The organism is Catenulispora sp. MAP12-49 (assembly GCF_041262705.1).
Classification (GTDB): domain Bacteria; phylum Actinomycetota; class Actinomycetes; order Streptomycetales; family Catenulisporaceae; genus Catenulispora.
Map to the genome: position 1 here is coordinate 257,463 of NZ_JBGCCP010000004.1, position 15,120 is coordinate 272,582.

Consider the following 15,120-nt stretch of genomic DNA (forward strand, 5'->3'; position numbering starts at 1 on the left):
TTGTTTTCTCGGGGCTATCCGGCCCGCTGCCAAGCGACGCGCTCGTGCCAGCCGTGCCAGAAGTCCTGCCGCGAGGCGCGCAGCCACTGGTAGCAGCCGGTGGCCCAGAGCCAGCCGTTCTCGCCGACCTGGGCCCAGCGGTCGTCCGGCGCGGCGTGCGCCAGGACCGCCCAGGCGCCGCCGGCGATGGCGAGCGCGGCCACCAGTGCTTTGCGCGGCCCCGGCAGCGCGCAGGCGGCCATGACCGTCGCGAAGACCACCAGCCACGCGAGCGCGTGCCAGCCGGCGCCCTGCACCGGCCGGCTCGACTCTGCCAGGCTCGACTCGGTCCGGAACGACACGGCCAGCGGGAACGCCGCGGCGACCAGGCGCAACCGCATCAGCCGCAGCTGCGCGAACGGAGCCTTCACCGAGAACCCGCGCCGCACGCAGATCGCGGTCAGCACCGCGACGAGCAACTGGCCGTAGCAGAACAGGAACACGGCGGTGGCGTCCTTGGCCGCGCCCTCCTTCGGCCCCGCCGAGGCCAGCCCGCCGGGTAGCAGCGCCCACACGGTGAGCGCGGAGACCCACAGCCAGGTGGGGATCCACTCGACGCCGCCCCAGTACGTCAGGCCTATGACGATCAGCGGCGCCAACGGAATCAGGATGCTGAACCACCCCGCCCCGGTCAGCGCCGCGCCGGCGGTCGGGACCGCGGCGGCCAGCGACCACAGGGCGACGATCACCCAGAACGTGGTGCGCGGCCAGCGCTCGCGCAGCTCGTCCATGAGCTTCTCGAGGCCGTCGAAGAAGGCGTCCAGCCACATTGATGTATCCCCCGCTCACCGTTCGCGATGGGGAGGTTACCAGGGCCCTTATTCGTGCGACATGCGATTTCGGTGGCGGCGGCTGTGGGCTACCGAAGCCCCGCGCGCTCCTCGATCAGCCGGGTGGCGGCCTCGTCCAGCGCCATCCGCATCAACGCCAGCACCGAGTCCAGCGCCAGCGGGCGCAGCCGGTCCAGGCCGCCGATGATGTCCGGCCAGCGGTCGGCGGGGTAGCCGGCGGCCTCGAAGGGGGCCCAGATCTGGTCCACGTACAGCTGCACGAAGGACTTCGCCACGGCCTGGACGTGCGTGCGCGCCTCGGCCGCGGCCTTCAGGGCGCTGTCCGGCGGGATGCCCAGGGCCATCAGGTCGGCACCGATGCGGGTCAGCTGGGGGGAGCGCTCCTCGTAGCGGCCGTTGCCCAGGGGGCGCAGCAGGCCCAGGTCCACGGCCGAGTTCAGCAGGGCCGTGCTGCGGTCGGGGTCGGACTTCGCGCTGCTCTGGTCGCCGTCCTGATTGCTGTCCCGATTGCTGTCCTGGTCACTGTTCTGGTCCAGGCCGGGGAACAGGGTGTGGATGTCCTCCAGGCGGACCACGCGCTTGTCGCCGTCGTCGAAGGCCTGGTGGACGGCGGCGGCGAAGGAGGCGAACTCGGCGCCGCCGCCGAGCATGCGGCGGATCGACTCCAGGGTGAAGCCCTCGGCCTGCAGGCGCTTGATCTGCTCCAGGCGCGCCAGGTGTTCGGGCCCGTAGTAGCCGACGCGGCCGCGCACGGTCGGGGCCGGCAGCAGGCCGCGGGACTGGTGCTCGCGGATGTTGCGGACCGTCATCCCGGACAGGCGCGCGAGGTCGTCGACGCGGTATTCCTCGTCGTTCACCCCGTGTGCCTCCCGATGGTCTGTGCCTCCTGATGGTCCGCGATGTGATCGAGGATAACCGACTGGCGGGTTCCGAGCGGCGCCGGTTGCGGACCCGGCCGATAGTGGAGGGGCACGCGACCGGCCGGTGGAAGGAGCCCCCGATGGCCTGCGGAACACGTACCGACCTGGGCCTGCTGGCCCTGCGGCTGGGCACCGGCGGCGTCCTGATCGCGCACGGCACCCAGAAGCTGTTCGGCTGGTTCGGCGGCCGCGGCCTGAAGGGCGCCGCCGCCGGCATGCACGCGATGGGCTTCCGCCCCGGCCTGCCGAACGCCCTCATGGCCGGCCTCGGCGAAGCCGGCGGCGGCGCACTGCTGGCCCTGGGCGCCGCGACCCCGGCCGGCGGCGCGGCGGCGATCGGCGCGATGGCGGCCGCGGTGGAGGTGCACCGGCCGAAGGGCTTCTTCAACAGCACCGGGGGCTACGAGTACCCGGCGTTCCTCGGGCTGGCGGCGGCCGGGCTGGCGGTGACGGGTCCGGGGCGGTACTCGGTCGACCACGCCACCGGCAACCGGCTGAACTCCCCCGGGATACTGGTCGGCGCGTTCGCGCTCAGCGCGGCGGCGGCCGCGGAGGTGCTGCGACGGCGGACGAGGGTGGTGGCGGCGCAGGCGGCGGCCGAGCAGGAGAAGGCGGAGGCGGAGGCAGCGGTGGCGGAGCTGCCGTGAGCTGGTGAGGGGCAGGCAGGCGCCGGCCGCGAGCCGAGCGGTCGCTGCCACGAGCCGGCCGCCGTCGACTGCCCACCCCACCGGCGCGGCGCCTACTTGCGCCTACTTCTGTCGAAGCCCGTCCATCAGCAGGTCCATCAGCCGCCCCGCCTGCTCCCGCTGCTCCGGCGGCGTGCACACCGAGAACACCCCGACCAGTGCCACCACCACGTCCTCGGCGGCGACGTCCGCGCGCAGCGTCCCGGCGGCGGCGCCCGCGTCGAGCAGGCGGCGTACCGCCCGTGACAGCTCCTCGCGGGCCTGGGAGCGGGTGACGGTGCCGTCGGCGATCAGCGCGCGCAGGGCGTCGGCCATCTCGCGCTTGGTGGCGATGTAGTCGGCGAAGCGGTCCATCCAGGCGCGCAGGGCGCGCTCCGGGGGTAGTTCGGCCAGCAGTTCGTCGGCGGCTTCGCACAGGCGTCCGCGCTCGGCCAGGTAGACCGCCTCGACCAGGGCCTCGCGGGTGGGGAAGTGGCGATAGAGGGTGCCGATGCCGACGTCGGCCTCCTTGGCGACCGCCTCCAGGGAGACCTTGCCGTCGCCGGCGGTGAAGGCGCGTTGGGCGACCTCGATGAGGCGCTGGCGGTTGCGCTGCGCGTCCGCGCGGGCCGGGGCTGGTCGCGCTGATCCGGTGGCCATAAAGCGGAGGCTCCTCCGTTTCTGCTATCGTGAGGCGTACCGGAGGGTCCTCCGGTTGTTCCCCCACTATCTCACCTCACAGACGGGAACGGGACATGAGCAGCATCGACAAGGCCGACAAGGCCGACAAGGCCGGCAACACGGCCCCCGGCGGCACCGCCACCCTGGCCGGACACCCGGTCGCGCGCATCGGCTACGGCGCGATGCAGCTGGCCGAGCACCGTCCGGGGCGTCCGGCCCTCAGCCCCGACGCGGCCGTGGCCCTGCTGCGCACGGCGGTCGACAGCGGCATCAACCACCTGGACACCGCCGAGTTCTACGGGACCGCCGCCGCCAACGCCAACGACCTCATCCGCGCCGCGCTGCACCCCTATCCCGACCACCTCGTGCTGGTGACCAAGGTCGGCGCCGAGCGCGACGCCACCGGAGCGCTGGTGCCGGCGCAGCGTCCCGAGCAGCTGCGGGCCAGTGTCGAGGCGAACCTGGCGCGGCTGGGCACCGAGCGCCTCGGCGTGGTCAACCTGCGCCGTCTGGATCACGCGCCCGGGATCGTCGCCGAGGGCGAGCAGGTCGTCGACCTGGACAGCCAGCTCGCCGCATTCATCGCCTTGCGGGACGAGGGCAAGATCGACGGCATCGGGCTCAGCGCGGTGGACGCCGACCAGCTCCGGCACGCGCTGCCCGCCGGGATCGTGTGCGTGCAGAACTCGCACAGCCCGGTCGACCGCGCCAGCGAATCAGTGCTCGACGTGTGCCGGGAGCACGACATCGCGTGGGTGCCGTTCTTCCCGCTGGGCTCGGCGTTCCCGCAGTTCCCGAAGGTGGTCGACCAGCCGGCGGTGCGCGCCGCGGCCGAGGCGCTGGGCGTCACCCCGGTCCAGGTCGGCCTGGCCTGGCACCTCGCGCACTACGCTTACACGCTGCTGATCGCCGGCACGACCGATCCCGCGCACCTGGCCGAGAACATCGCCGCCGGAGCGGTACGGCTGGACGCCCAGACCCGCGCGGCGATCGACGCGATCGCGGTGCCGGCCGCCACCTGAGCCCGGACCGGCCGCCGAGATCGGCATCTTCATCGCGAATCGACCCCCGACTTCCACTTCGATACAACGTTCTGTAATGCTGTTCGCCCGACGACCACGGCATGCTGCCATCGGACTTGGGGGAGACGCGGGTGGACTGGCTGCTGGCCATGGGATACGGCGCGATCGGCGGCGCGGTGGTCGAGGCGGTGGTGAGCTCCGACCGGGTCCTGGCCTGGAACGCCGCGCGCCATCAGGCGCTGGCGCGGCGGGGCGCGACGCCGGGGCCCGCGCTGACGGCGTACGTCGATCCGCTCTCGGACGTGGCGGCGGGGCTGACCCGGGTCCTGCTCGGCGCGGTCGCCGGACTGCTGTTCCACTCGCAGGTGACCGGCGCGTACGCGGCGATCGCCGTCGGCTGCTCGGCGCCGACGGTGCTGCGGCAGCTGGGATCGGCGCGGCTCGGTGCGGGGTTCGAGATTCAGGCCGGGCTGGCGCTGAGCGGCGGACCTGAGCAGGGGGCTGCGACGAGTGCCGCCCCGTACGCCAGCGGGTCGGCAGCTGGACCCGAGCCGGCATCGGAACCCGAGGCTGAGCCGGCGGCTGAAGACGCGGCCGTGCCGCCGAACACGTCGCCGAGCACGTCACCGGAGACGCCGACGAAGACGCCCACTGTCCCGCAGCCGCCGAACACGCCGACTGTCCCGCAGCCGGCGATCGCCGAGGAGCAGGCGTGAGCCGCGGTCCGATCGGGCGTCGCTACTGGTCGTCGCTGACCGGCCTGGGCTCCGGCCCCGCTCCGGAGCGGGACTGGCGCGGCCAGACGTTCTGGCGACGCTACGTCGCCTCCTTCTTCGTGCTGCCGCAGCCGTCGGCGGGGTCCGAAACAGGTGCCGAAGTTGCCGATGCCGATACCGATACCGAAGCCGGCACCGTCTCCGTGCCCCAGCACATCCGGTCGCCGAAGCTCGTGCGCTATCAGGCGGCGGTCCTGGTCGGGGCGGTCGCTCTCGTGGTGGTCGTTGTCTCGGTGACGCAGGGGGGCGGGCAGCCCAGCAATGGATCGAACCCGTCCGGCCCGACCTCGTCCAGCACCGCCTCAGTCCCGCCCACCACCGCGACCGGCCCCACGAAGGCGCCGACCACCATCCCGTCGAAGCCCGGCCCGTGGCAGGGAACCGTGCGCGTCACCATGAACGGCGAGCACGTCACCGCCGGTCCGATTCCGGGCGCGGGCTTGGTGTTCGGCCTTCAGGTGGGAGCTCAGGGAACGCTTGTGGGCCCCGGCAACCTCGCGGCGTGGACCGCGGACAAGAGCCCGACAGCCGCAGGCTGCGTAGCTCTGCTTCAGGGACACGCGGTGTATCAGGCGGCTGTCAAGGTCGGGGACCAGCTCTGCGTCGCCGCTCTGAACGGACGCACCGCCCTGGCCAAGGTCAGCGCCGAGGACCAGGACGCCAGCAACGGTCAGTACATCGACCTGGACGTCCTGGCCTACGCGGCGGCCTCTTAAGGCCCTGCTTAAGGCGCTGCTTCAAGCCTCGCGCCCGGTTCCTTAGCTCGCGCCGACCGGGTGCGTGATCTTCGTGGTGTCGACGAACAGCGCCCCGAACGCCGTCGCCAGCGCGGTCAGCGCCGCGGCGGCGTTCACGTGGTGCTCGCCGTTGATCGCCAGCGCCAGGGCGGACACCACGATCGCCACGGCCCCGATCGCGACGGCGGCCTCCCACAGCAGGTCGCTCTTCTGCCCGAGCGAGGCCGCGGCGCTGTCCTGCGCGGCCTCGACGGTCTTCGTGACCTGCGAGGTCTCCTGCGATGTCACCTGCGAGGTCTGCTGCGAGGCCGCCTGCGAGCCGCCGGCCGGCTGCCCGGCGCCGCCGCCGGACCCCTCCAGCGTCTTCATCAGCGGATTGATGATCCCGCCCAGGAACCCCGACCCGATGACGCCGGCGAACTGGCCCACGTCCGGCAGGTTCAAGCTCGCCCCGCGCCAGGACACCACGGCGAGCGCCGCCGCGACGACGGCGAACCCGACGAGCTGCGCGGCGCGCGCGATCGTGGCGTTCGATATGGAGGGGGCGGCCATCATCACCTTCTCAGGGTCGGTACATGCGGGAGGGCAGCACCAGGATGGACCCCGCGACCTCCGCCGCACAATAGGGATGGTCCCGCCATCGCCGCAGGTACGCGGTCCGCGGGAAGCATCCGTGCCCGAGACTGGTTGTGATCGCCAACACGACCCAGGAGGATCCGAAATGGCGATGCGAGCAGTGTGGAACGGCCAGGTGCTGGCCGAGAGCGACGACACCGTCGTGGTGGAGGGCAACCACTACTTCCCGACGGGGGCGCTGAACAGCGAGTTCTTCTCCACCAGCGAAACCCACACCGTCTGCCCGTGGAAGGGCCTGGCCAGCTACTACACCGTCACCGTCGCGGGCGAGGCCAACGCCGACGCCGCGTGGTACTACCCCGAGCCCAAGGCCGAGGCCGAGCACGTCCGCGACCGGGTCGCGTTCTGGCGGGGGGTGAAGGTGGAGGCGGTCTGAGGCGCCTCCCGCTTAAGCCATCTGGACGTCCTCGACGATCTCGAACCGGTTGCCGTCCGGGTCCTTGAACTCGTACATCGGCGGCACGCCCGGCCACCGGAGCAGCTCCCCGACCTCGATGCCGCGCCCCCGCATGGCGGTGTGCTCGGCTTCGGCGTCGGGGACCATGAAGCGGATGCCGGTGTCCTGGCCGACGGTGCCGCCGGCGACCAGGGCGACCGACACCCGGGCGCCGGGGGCGGCGACTGTGACCCAGCGGAAGCCTTGGTTTGCGCGCAGGTCCAGGCGCTTTTCGAAGCCGAGGGTGTCGGTGAAGAATTCCAGGGCCTTGTCCTGGTCGGTGACCGGGATGCCCACGGCGCCGATGTCGGTGATGGTGGTCTCGTACATGGCAGTCTCCTGATTCTCAGTTCTTGTCGGTGCCGTACATCAATGATCCCGGCGTGGTGAGCGTCTCGCCGGTCTCCAGCCAGGTCTTCAGGCCGGACAGGATCATCGGCCAGCCGCCGTAGATCTCGGCGGGGGCGTCCGGGGGCAGTTGGTCGTGGACGACTGTCAGCCGGCACGAGTCGCCGACCGGCTCGATCTCCCAGGTCACCCTGGTCGTCCCGGCTGCCTCGGCCTGCGGGCCCCACAGTGCCCGCATGCTCTGCACCAGGCGGCGTGGCGGGTCGACCTCCAGGTTCTCGCCCTCGATGACCGCTCTGTCGCCCGCCGGGTGGCGGAGTTCGTACGGCGAGCCCTGGTTCCAGTCGGACTCCACCGCCAGGCCGAAGTGGTACTTCGCCCGGATGTCCGGGTCGGTGATGGCCTCCCACAGGCGCTCGGGCGTGGTGCGGATGTAGATCTCGAAGACGCGCTCCATCTGTTCCTCCAGCTCACGCTTCAGGTCCACCAGGCCGGCCGCCCACTGCTCGGTGTACTTGCCGACCCAGCGGTCGTGGACCTGGCGGATCGGGACCGGGTTGAGGAAGTGCAGCTTCTCCCGGCCTCGGCGGCGGGTGACGACCAGGCCCGCCTCCTCCAGGATCCGCAGGTGCTTGGCCACGGCGATGCGCGTCATGTCGTGCCGCGCGGTCAGCGCCGCCAGGGTCTGGCCGTCGTCGGCGAACAGCTCGTCCAGCAGCGCCCGGCGCGTCGGGTCGGCCAGGGCCTTGAACACGGGGTCCATGCCTCCACAATAGGAAACCATTTGGTTTCCTGTCAACGGCGCGCGGCGCGCGGCGGGCGCGGGCAGCACACTGCCCGGCCGCGAGTTCACGGCCGGGCAGTGAAAAGGCAGCTTCGAGCAGGCGGTTCAGCCGCGCGGCAGTACCTCCGACAGCACCGCCGGCAGGCCGGTCCAGTCCGTCGACACCACGGTGGCGTGCTTGCTCGCCAGCAGTGCGACTCGGGCTTGGGCGTCGGACTGGCTCGGGGCGGTGTCGCTGAGGGTCGGGGCGACGTTTTGGGCGTCGGTCATGATCAAGAGGTAGTGGTTGCTGTAGTACCAGGAGGTGTCGACGGTGGTGACGAAGGTGTTGGCGTCACCGTCGAAGACCACGAACCACGGCCGGATCGAGGTGTCCGAGTACTGGCTGCGCGGGTCGCCGGTCTGGGCTCCCAGGACGCAGGGGAAGACGGCGGCCTGGGACACGTTGCCGGAGGCCGCCAGGTTCTTCAGGTACGTGCCGTACTCGACGTCCGTGTGCAGGGTGTCGAAGGGGTTGGCCAGCTCCACGGTGCCGGGGATGACGTAGAGGATGACCTTGCCGGCCAGGGCCGAGCGGGAGGGCCAGGCGTCGGCCTTCGCGGCCGCGTCCAGGTTCGGGTAGGTGCCGTTGAGCAGGTTGGCCGGGCGGTAGACCAGGCTGCCGAGGTGGGCGTTGATCAGGGCGTCCAGCTGCGACGGGCCCAGGCCGTAGTCGGCCTCGAAGCCCTGCTTCATCTCCAGCTTGATGTACAGCGGGCCGGTGGTGGTGTGCGAGGCCAGCCAGTACTTGACGTCGTCCAGGCAGGAGCCGAGGTCCTTGTTGGCCGAGCCGGTGTAGATGTCGGCGGGCTTGGAGGCGTCGACGCAGTTGTTGTTGTTCCCCAGCGGGTTGCTGTGGCTGACCTTCCACTCGTTCGTGAAGATGTCGGTCCAGGTGTCCAGCTCGATCATCGAGGTCCCGGCGTCCAGCGCGTTGGCCAGGTGCGGGAACTCGGCCCCGTCGTCGTACGTGTTGTGCAGGCCGACCACGGTGCTGTGGGACAGCGGGGCCGAACCGGTGTCCGCGGCCGCCGGCGCGATGGTGGCGGCCAGGGCGAGCACGGCGGCGCCGAGCGTCGCGGCGCCGGCCGTGAACCGACGGAGCCAGGGTGCTGTCATGGGTGGGTACCTCCTGGTGGCGATCGCCGGAGCGTGGGGTTTGCTCCGCGGTGGAGGTTAGCCGCGATATCAGGAGGAAGACAGAGCCCTCAGATGAACCGTGTGTGACCGGTTGGATCACTGTGCGTCCGGTGGTTGAAGTTTCACAGAACTCTGATACCAAGGCCCTGCCGCCGGAGCGCGAGAATTTCGTGATCATGCGCTTCGGGGACCGCGATCATGGGGCGGTCCGGCGCCGTCCGTGATGCGCGCCAGGCGACGAAAGGGTGGGCGATGACGAGCGAGGTCCGGTCCGGGCAGGCGCCGAACGATGACGACTACCCCGCGGTGGACCTGCGGATGGACGTGCCGCACTCGGCGCGTGTCTACGACTACCTGATCGGCGGCAAGACCAACTTCGAGGCCGACCGGATCGCCGCGAAGGCCTCGGTGGAGGCCTGGCCGGCGCTGCCCGTCTCGATGCGGACCACCCGCGACTTCATGCAGCGCGCGGTGCGCCACCTCACCGAGCAGTACGGCGTCCGGCAGTTCCTGGACATCGGCACCGGCATCCCCACCTCGCCGAACGTTCACGAGATCGCCCAGGCAATCGCCCCGGACACGCGCGTGGCCTACGTCGACAACGACCCGATCGTGCTGACCCACGCCAGGGCTCTGATGTCCAGCACCGCCGAGGGTCGCACCTGCTATGTCGACGCCGACTTCCGCGACCCCGAATCGATCATCGACAACCCCCGGCTGCGCGACGTCCTGGACTTCTCCCAGCCGGTGGCGCTGTCGCTGATCGCGATCGTGCACTTCGTGCTGGACTCCGACGACCCGCAGGGCAGAGTGCGCCGCTTCATGGACGCGCTGGCCCCCGGCAGCTTCCTGGCGCTGACGGTGTTCACCGGCGACACCGACCCGGTCGGCGTGGGCGGCGTGAGCCGGGAGTACAACGCCCGCGGGATCCCGCTGCAGGTGCGCGACAAGGGCGAGACCGAGGCTTTCTTCGAGGGCTTCGAGCTGCTCGACCCCGGCGTCGCGCTGGTGCACCACTGGCGGCCGGACGCCGACGCGGCGCCGATTCGGGACCAGGACATCGCGATGTACGCGGGCGTCGCGATCAAGCGTTAATCAAGTGCAGCCGGGCGCGCGCAGCGGTAGCCTGCGCGCGTCGGAACACCAAGCCGACGGAACACAGCCCACGGAACGGATGGAGACGGACATGGCCGCCACGGGACGCCCCGGACCCTTGTTCGCCGAATCCGCCCGGAGGGCATCCCTTGCTGTTCCGTTTGTTGGAGAACTCTGCTGACCCCTTCCGCCCCGACGACCGCGGCCACGCCCCCGGCACCCCGCCCGCGACGGTCCGGCGGTTCCTGACCCGCGAGTTCCGGCCGCTGCGCGCGGTCGTCCTGCTCGCGCTGGCCACGACGATCGCCGCCGCCGCGATCGAGGTCTGGCTCATCGGGTACGCCGGCCGCCTGGTCGATCTGCTCGCCACGGCCGATCGCGACCGGTTCTGGGCCGAGCACGGCCGCGGGCTGATCCTGGCCGCGGTGCTGGTCCTGATCGTCCGGCCGCTGCTGCACGTCTGCGGCGAGGGCCTGGACGACATCGCCTTCCGCGTCAACGCCCAGTCGCTGGCCCGCTGGCGGCTGCACCGCTACGTCTCGCGCCAGTCGGTGGGCTGGTTCCGCGACGAGCTCGCCGGCCGGATCGCCACCTGGGTCCGCGACGGCGGCACGGCCGCGGCCACCGCCTCCTACGCCGTCATCCACACGCTGGTCGCGGTGGTGGTCTACATCGCCGGGTCGGTGTGGCTGGTCGCGGCGATCGACCCGCGGCTGGTGGTCCCGCTGGCGGCCTGGATCGTGCTGTACTCGGCGCTGCTGGTGTGGCTCGTCCCGCGCTACCGGGCCGCCCACGAGCGCATGCAGGAGACCGAGTCCGAGCTCACCGGGCTGCTCGTCGACACCTACGCCAACGCCGACATCCTCGCGCTGTTCCCGGACCGCGGGGCCGGCGACCGGCGGGTCTTCGCCGCCGCGCGCCGCGCGTATCTGGGCGTGCAGCGCGTCGAGGTGACCATCAACGCCAGCATGACGGCGCTCGGCGGCGGGCTGCTCGTGGGCCTGATCGGCTACGGCATCGTGCTCTGGCACGCCGGCGCGGCGCCGATCGGGCTGGTGGCGGCGGCCGCGGCGCTGAGCCTGCGCATCACGTCGATGGGGGAGTGGCTGCTCGACGCGCTCTCGGACATGTTCGGCGCGCTCGGGCAGCTGGACCGGTCGCTGCGCACCGTCGCGCAGCCGCTGGCCGTCGAGGACTCCCCGACGGCGGTCATCCTCCCGCCGGCCAAGGGGCGCATCCGGTTCCAGGACGTCAGCCACCACTACGGACGCGGCGCGGGCGGCCTGGACCGCCTCAGCCTGGACGTCGCCGCCGGCGAACGCGTCGGTCTGGTCGGCCGCTCCGGGGCGGGCAAGTCGACGGTCGTCAGCCTGCTGCTGCGCTTCTACGAGGCCGAGTCCGGCACGATCCGGATCGACGACCACCGCGTCACCGACGTCACCCAGGACAGCCTGCGCCGCCAGTTCGCCGTCGTGGCGCAGGAGGCGACGCTGCTGCACCGCTCGGTGCGTGAGAACATCGCCGGCGGCATCGCCTCCGACGACGAGGCGGTCGAGGCGGCGGCCCGCCGCGCGGCCGCCGACGAGTTCATCAGGACCCTGCGGGACGCGCAGGGCCGCCGGGGCTATGACGCACTGGTCGGCGAGCGCGGCATCCGGCTGTCCGGAGGCCAGCGCCAGCGCGTCGCCCTGGCCCGGGCCCTGCACCGGGACGCGCCGATCCTGGTCCTGGACGAGGCCACCTCGGCGCTCGACTCCGAGGTCGAGGCGGCCATCCAGGAGACCCTCGAGGAGGTGATGGAGGGCCGGACCGTCATCGCGATCGCGCACCGGCTGTCGACGATCGCGCGCATGGACCGGATCGTGGTGCTCGACGAAGGCCGGATCGCCGAGCAGGGCACGCACGAGGCGCTGCTCGCGCGCGATGGCCTGTATGCCGCGCTGTGGTCGCGGCAGTCCGGCGGGTTCCTGTAAGGCGCGCTCAGGCCTCGAACCGCGGTGCTGCCTCGTTCAGCACCGCGGCCGTGGGCGTGACCGCCCACGCCGCGGCCAGCTCCTCGGTCAGCGTCTTCATCAGGGCCTCGACATTCTCGGCCGCTGATTCGTGCAGCGCCTCGGCGACGATGAGGACCCGGGAGGTCTCCGGCCGGACGGCCGACAGTCCGCTCTGCCGGTTGGTCCAGCGGCGCGCGTGCGACCGGCCGGCGGCGTCGGCGAAGATCACCTCGCCGGGCTCCGGGTTCTCGGTCGTGCCGCTGAAGGTGTGGTACGACTTGTCGCCGCGGGCGTGCCGGACCTCCAGGTCCCCGGAGATCCGGCCCAGGTCCAGGGCGGCGACCGGGATGGCGAAGGCCACCGAGACCGCGTTGCACAGGTCGATCAGGGGATGGATGCGGGGCAGCTCGCCCTCCTTGCGCAGGCGGCGCAGCAGGGCCTCGGAGGCGCAGCGGTACTGCGTGGGCTTCAGGCCCATCGCTGAGAACGCCTGGCGCCAGGCCTTGATCTCGGGCAGATCCGATTCGGTGCCGCCGGCCAGGCGGGTGTTCGCGATCGCCGTGAAGCGGGCGACCTGCTCGGTGACGTCGGGGGCAGCGGTGATGCCGGAGGTGGTGATCGCCGCGGCGGCCAGGCCGGGGAACTCGGACCGGATGGCGTCGGCGTGCTGGAAGTACATGGGCACAGCTTTACCGGACTGGTCATCGCGGCGAACAGGACCAATCCGGTTCGCGAAGTGTGGACCAACCCCCGCTTGAGGGTCTGGCCTGTTCAGCCGCGATCGTTGAGAATGCTTCAGGTTTGCCCACCCCACAGGCATCCACAGCACGGCATGCACAGCACGGCATCCACAGCACCGCATCCCACCGCACCCACCACTAGGAGGCCCCATCGTGGCGCCCGTTTCCCGCCGCACCTTCCTCGGCTCCGCCGCCGCCCTCGGCGCGACCCTCGGCCTGGAGGCCCTCCCCGGTTCGATGTCTCAGGCCTCTGCCACCGGCACGGGGACGATCCGCGACGTCAAGCACGTCGTGGTGCTGATGCAGGAGAACCGCAGCTTCGACCACTACTTCGGGAGCCTGTCGGGGGTGCGCGGGTTCGCCGACCGCGCGACGGTGCAGCTCGCCGGCGGCTACTCGGTGTTCAACCAGCCGAACGGCTCCGGGCGGCAGTACCCGTGGCAGCTGTCGGACACCAACACCTGGTGGTTCGGGACCAGCAAGGAAGACCTCGCGCAGTGCGACGGGTCGCTGGACCACAGCTGGTCCACGCAGCATTCGGCGTGGAACACCGGCAAGATGGACAACTGGATCTCGGCCAAGGGCTCCAACCGGACCATGGGCTTCCTCAACCGGTCGGACATCCCCTTCCACTACGCCCTCGCTGACGCGTACACCGTCTGCGACGCCTACCACTGCTCGATCCTGTCGGCGACCGGCCCGAACCGCACCTACCTGTGGTCCGGCGAGATCGACCCGAACGGCACGGCCGGCGGGCCGGCGTACGACGGCGGCTCGGAGTCGAACCTGAGCTGGCAGACCTACGCCGAGACGCTGCAGAACGCCGGGGTGTCCTGGCGGGTGTACCAGAACGCGAGCGACAACTTCGGCGACAACGCGCTGGCCTACTTCAAGCAGTTCACGGGCGCCTCCACCTCCAGCCCGCTCTACCAGCGCGGCATGTCCTCGGTGCCCTCCACCGGCTCGACCCCGGACGACATCGCCGCGGCGATCAAGGCCGACGTGCTCGGCGGCACGCTGCCGCAGGTGTCGTGGGTGGTGGCCAGCCAGGCGTTCTCCGAGCACCCCGACGCGCCGCCGAACGACGGCGCGCACTTCGTGAACCTGATCATCCAGGCCCTGGCCGCGGACCCCGCGACCTTCAACAGCACCGCGCTGTTCCTCAACTATGACGAGAACGACGGCTTCTTCGACCACGTCCCGCCGCCGGTCGCGCCGTCCGGCACCGCGAACGAGAGCACGCAGGGCGCCCCGATCGGGCTGGGCTTCCGCGTCCCGATGGTCGTGGTCTCCCCGTGGACCCGCGGCGGCTGGGTCGACTCCCAGGTCTACGACCACACCTCGGTGATCCGCTTCCTGGAGACCTGGACCGCGGCCCTGGGCACCCCGGCGAACTGCCCGAACATCAGCGCCTGGCGCCGCCAGGTCTGCGGCGACCTCACCGGCGCCTTCGACTTCGCCAACCCGGTCAGCGGCCTGCCGAGCCTGCCGGCCACCAGCACGGTGATCGGGCAGTCGTTCTGCAACGCGCAGACCAACCCGGCCCCGGCGAACAACGCGCTGCCGGCGCAGGAGAGCGGCACCCGGCCGGCGCGGGCGCTGCCCTACCAGCCGAACGCGTGGGTGGACCACCTCGAGTACGACGCCAACGGGCAGATCCTGATCTGGCTGGAGATGGCGAACCAGGGCGCGCAGGCCACCGCCGCCGCGCACTTCTCGGCGTACGCGAACGCCTACCGCACCGGCGGGCCCTGGCAGTACACGGTCAACGCCTACAGCAACGGCACCGACGGCAGCGTCAAGGACTTCTTCAACATCGGGACCAACTACGGCAACGGCCAGTACGACCTGACCGTCGTCGGCCCGAACCGCTTCCTGCGGCGCTTCGCCGGCAACGCCAACGGCAGCGGCGCGACCGCCGAGGCCAGCACGTACTACGCGCCGGCGCCGAACACCGGGCAGCAGGCGGTGTGGTTCTCGATGAAGAACACCGGGACCAGTACGGTGACGTTCACCATCACCTCGACCAACTACCGGACCGACGGTCCGTGGACGTACCAGGTGGCGGCCGGGGCGACGGTCACCGACTACTTCAACGCGGTCGCGTACAACCACGGCTGGTACGACTTCACGGTCACGGTGAGCTCGGACTCGGCGTGGAGCCGCCGGGCGACCGGGCACATCGAGACCGGGGCGGTGAGCATCACCGGCTGAGCATCACCGGATAAGCACACAAGCGGGCGCCCGGACCCCTGTGGGTCCGGGCGCTTCCGTGCG

At 71.4% G+C, this 15,120-nt stretch carries 16 protein-coding genes; 8 read left to right on the forward strand and 8 right to left on the reverse strand.

Annotated elements, in window-relative coordinates; genetic code table 11:
• Window positions 1-14: 14 nt before the first annotated feature.
• Window positions 15-809, reverse strand: coding sequence for a hypothetical protein (locus tag ABIA35_RS11290; protein ID WP_370357794.1), 795 nt, complete (start codon window positions 807-809; stop codon window positions 15-17).
• Between the two features lie 89 nt (window positions 810-898).
• The gene (locus ABIA35_RS11295; protein WP_370357795.1) at window positions 899-1,687 is read right to left on the reverse strand and encodes a MerR family transcriptional regulator; all 789 of its coding nucleotides are present in this window, start codon (window positions 1,685-1,687) and stop codon (window positions 899-901) included.
• Between the two features lie 143 nt (window positions 1,688-1,830).
• Here ABIA35_RS11295 and ABIA35_RS11300 point away from each other — a divergent pair, with 143 nt between their 5' ends.
• Complete coding sequence (locus ABIA35_RS11300; RefSeq protein WP_370357796.1) at window positions 1,831-2,397, forward strand: DoxX family protein; 567 nt, start codon at window positions 1,831-1,833, stop codon at window positions 2,395-2,397.
• 102 nt (window positions 2,398-2,499) lie between these two features.
• Here the strand turns inward: ABIA35_RS11300 and ABIA35_RS11305 are convergent, their stop codons facing one another.
• Window positions 2,500-3,075 (reverse strand): TetR/AcrR family transcriptional regulator, encoded by a 576-nt coding sequence (locus ABIA35_RS11305; RefSeq protein ID WP_370357797.1) that lies wholly within the window; start codon window positions 3,073-3,075, stop codon window positions 2,500-2,502.
• A 95-nt stretch (window positions 3,076-3,170) separates the two neighbouring features.
• Between ABIA35_RS11305 and ABIA35_RS11310 the strand changes: the two genes are divergently transcribed.
• The 3 genes from ABIA35_RS11310 (at window position 3,171) to ABIA35_RS11320 (ending at window position 5,610) form a co-directional block, all read left to right on the forward strand.
• On the forward strand, window positions 3,171-4,118 hold the full coding sequence (locus tag ABIA35_RS11310) for an aldo/keto reductase (RefSeq protein WP_370357798.1): 948 nt from the start codon (window positions 3,171-3,173) through the stop codon (window positions 4,116-4,118).
• 101 nt (window positions 4,119-4,219) lie between these two features.
• Entirely contained in the window at window positions 4,220-4,834 is a 615-nt protein-coding gene (locus ABIA35_RS11315; RefSeq protein ID WP_370357799.1) for a hypothetical protein, read from the forward strand.
• Window positions 4,831-5,610 (forward strand): hypothetical protein, encoded by a 780-nt coding sequence (locus tag ABIA35_RS11320; RefSeq protein WP_370357801.1) that lies wholly within the window; start codon window positions 4,831-4,833, stop codon window positions 5,608-5,610. The genes ABIA35_RS11315 and ABIA35_RS11320 overlap by 4 nt, the downstream gene beginning before the upstream one ends.
• Window positions 5,611-5,652: 42 nt before the next feature.
• Here ABIA35_RS11320 and ABIA35_RS11325 read toward each other — a convergent pair whose 3' ends face one another.
• A complete protein-coding gene (locus ABIA35_RS11325; protein WP_370357802.1) occupies window positions 5,653-6,189 on the reverse strand; it encodes a hypothetical protein in 537 nt (178 codons plus the stop codon).
• A 169-nt stretch (window positions 6,190-6,358) separates the two neighbouring features.
• On the opposite strand from ABIA35_RS11325, the gene ABIA35_RS11330 reads away from it, so the two are divergent.
• A complete protein-coding gene (locus ABIA35_RS11330; RefSeq protein WP_370357968.1) occupies window positions 6,359-6,643 on the forward strand; it encodes a DUF427 domain-containing protein in 285 nt (94 codons plus the stop codon).
• 12 nt (window positions 6,644-6,655) lie between these two features.
• On the opposite strand, the gene ABIA35_RS11335 is transcribed toward ABIA35_RS11330, so the two are convergent.
• From ABIA35_RS11335 to ABIA35_RS11345, 3 genes are all read right to left on the reverse strand, one after another.
• Window positions 6,656-7,033: a VOC family protein gene (locus tag ABIA35_RS11335; RefSeq protein ID WP_370334316.1), complete on the reverse strand. Its 378-nt coding sequence runs from the start codon at window positions 7,031-7,033 to the stop codon at window positions 6,656-6,658.
• A 16-nt stretch (window positions 7,034-7,049) separates the two neighbouring features.
• A complete protein-coding gene (locus tag ABIA35_RS11340; RefSeq protein ID WP_370357803.1) occupies window positions 7,050-7,814 on the reverse strand; it encodes an ArsR/SmtB family transcription factor in 765 nt (254 codons plus the stop codon).
• Window positions 7,815-7,940: 126 nt separating this feature from the next.
• Window positions 7,941-8,993, reverse strand: coding sequence for a phosphatidylinositol-specific phospholipase C domain-containing protein (locus tag ABIA35_RS11345; RefSeq protein ID WP_370357804.1), 1,053 nt, complete (start codon window positions 8,991-8,993; stop codon window positions 7,941-7,943).
• 273 nt (window positions 8,994-9,266) lie between these two features.
• On the opposite strand from ABIA35_RS11345, the gene ABIA35_RS11350 reads away from it, so the two are divergent.
• Complete coding sequence (locus tag ABIA35_RS11350) at window positions 9,267-10,109, forward strand: SAM-dependent methyltransferase (RefSeq protein WP_370334319.1); 843 nt, start codon at window positions 9,267-9,269, stop codon at window positions 10,107-10,109.
• 152 nt (window positions 10,110-10,261) lie between these two features.
• A complete protein-coding gene (locus tag ABIA35_RS11355; protein ID WP_370357969.1) occupies window positions 10,262-12,082 on the forward strand; it encodes an ABC transporter ATP-binding protein in 1,821 nt (606 codons plus the stop codon).
• A 7-nt stretch (window positions 12,083-12,089) separates the two neighbouring features.
• Here ABIA35_RS11355 and ABIA35_RS11360 read toward each other — a convergent pair whose 3' ends face one another.
• Window positions 12,090-12,782, reverse strand: coding sequence for a B3/4 domain-containing protein (locus ABIA35_RS11360; protein ID WP_370357805.1), 693 nt, complete (start codon window positions 12,780-12,782; stop codon window positions 12,090-12,092).
• 214 nt (window positions 12,783-12,996) lie between these two features.
• Here ABIA35_RS11360 and ABIA35_RS11365 point away from each other — a divergent pair, with 214 nt between their 5' ends.
• Complete coding sequence (locus tag ABIA35_RS11365) at window positions 12,997-15,057, forward strand: phosphocholine-specific phospholipase C (RefSeq protein WP_370334321.1); 2,061 nt, start codon at window positions 12,997-12,999, stop codon at window positions 15,055-15,057.
• Window positions 15,058-15,120: the final 63 nt, after the last annotated feature.

Coding starts and splice junctions, on each gene's coding strand:
- ABIA35_RS11290 (WP_370357794.1), bottom strand. CDS start 809: ATGTGGCTGGACGCCTTCTTCGACGGCCTCGAGAAGCTCATGGACGAG.
- ABIA35_RS11300 (WP_370357796.1), top strand. CDS start 1,831: ATGGCCTGCGGAACACGTACCGACCTGGGCCTGCTGGCCCTGCGGCTG.
- ABIA35_RS11305 (WP_370357797.1), bottom strand. CDS start 3,075: ATGGCCACCGGATCAGCGCGACCAGCCCCGGCCCGCGCGGACGCGCAG.
- ABIA35_RS11310 (WP_370357798.1), top strand. CDS start 3,171: ATGAGCAGCATCGACAAGGCCGACAAGGCCGACAAGGCCGGCAACACG.
- ABIA35_RS11315 (WP_370357799.1), top strand. CDS start 4,220: ATGCTGCCATCGGACTTGGGGGAGACGCGGGTGGACTGGCTGCTGGCC.
- ABIA35_RS11330 (WP_370357968.1), top strand. CDS start 6,359: ATGCGAGCAGTGTGGAACGGCCAGGTGCTGGCCGAGAGCGACGACACC.
- ABIA35_RS11335 (WP_370334316.1), bottom strand. CDS start 7,033: ATGTACGAGACCACCATCACCGACATCGGCGCCGTGGGCATCCCGGTC.
- ABIA35_RS11340 (WP_370357803.1), bottom strand. CDS start 7,814: ATGGACCCCGTGTTCAAGGCCCTGGCCGACCCGACGCGCCGGGCGCTG.
- ABIA35_RS11345 (WP_370357804.1), bottom strand. CDS start 8,993: ATGACAGCACCCTGGCTCCGTCGGTTCACGGCCGGCGCCGCGACGCTC.
- ABIA35_RS11350 (WP_370334319.1), top strand. CDS start 9,267: ATGACGAGCGAGGTCCGGTCCGGGCAGGCGCCGAACGATGACGACTAC.
- ABIA35_RS11360 (WP_370357805.1), bottom strand. CDS start 12,782: ATGTACTTCCAGCACGCCGACGCCATCCGGTCCGAGTTCCCCGGCCTG.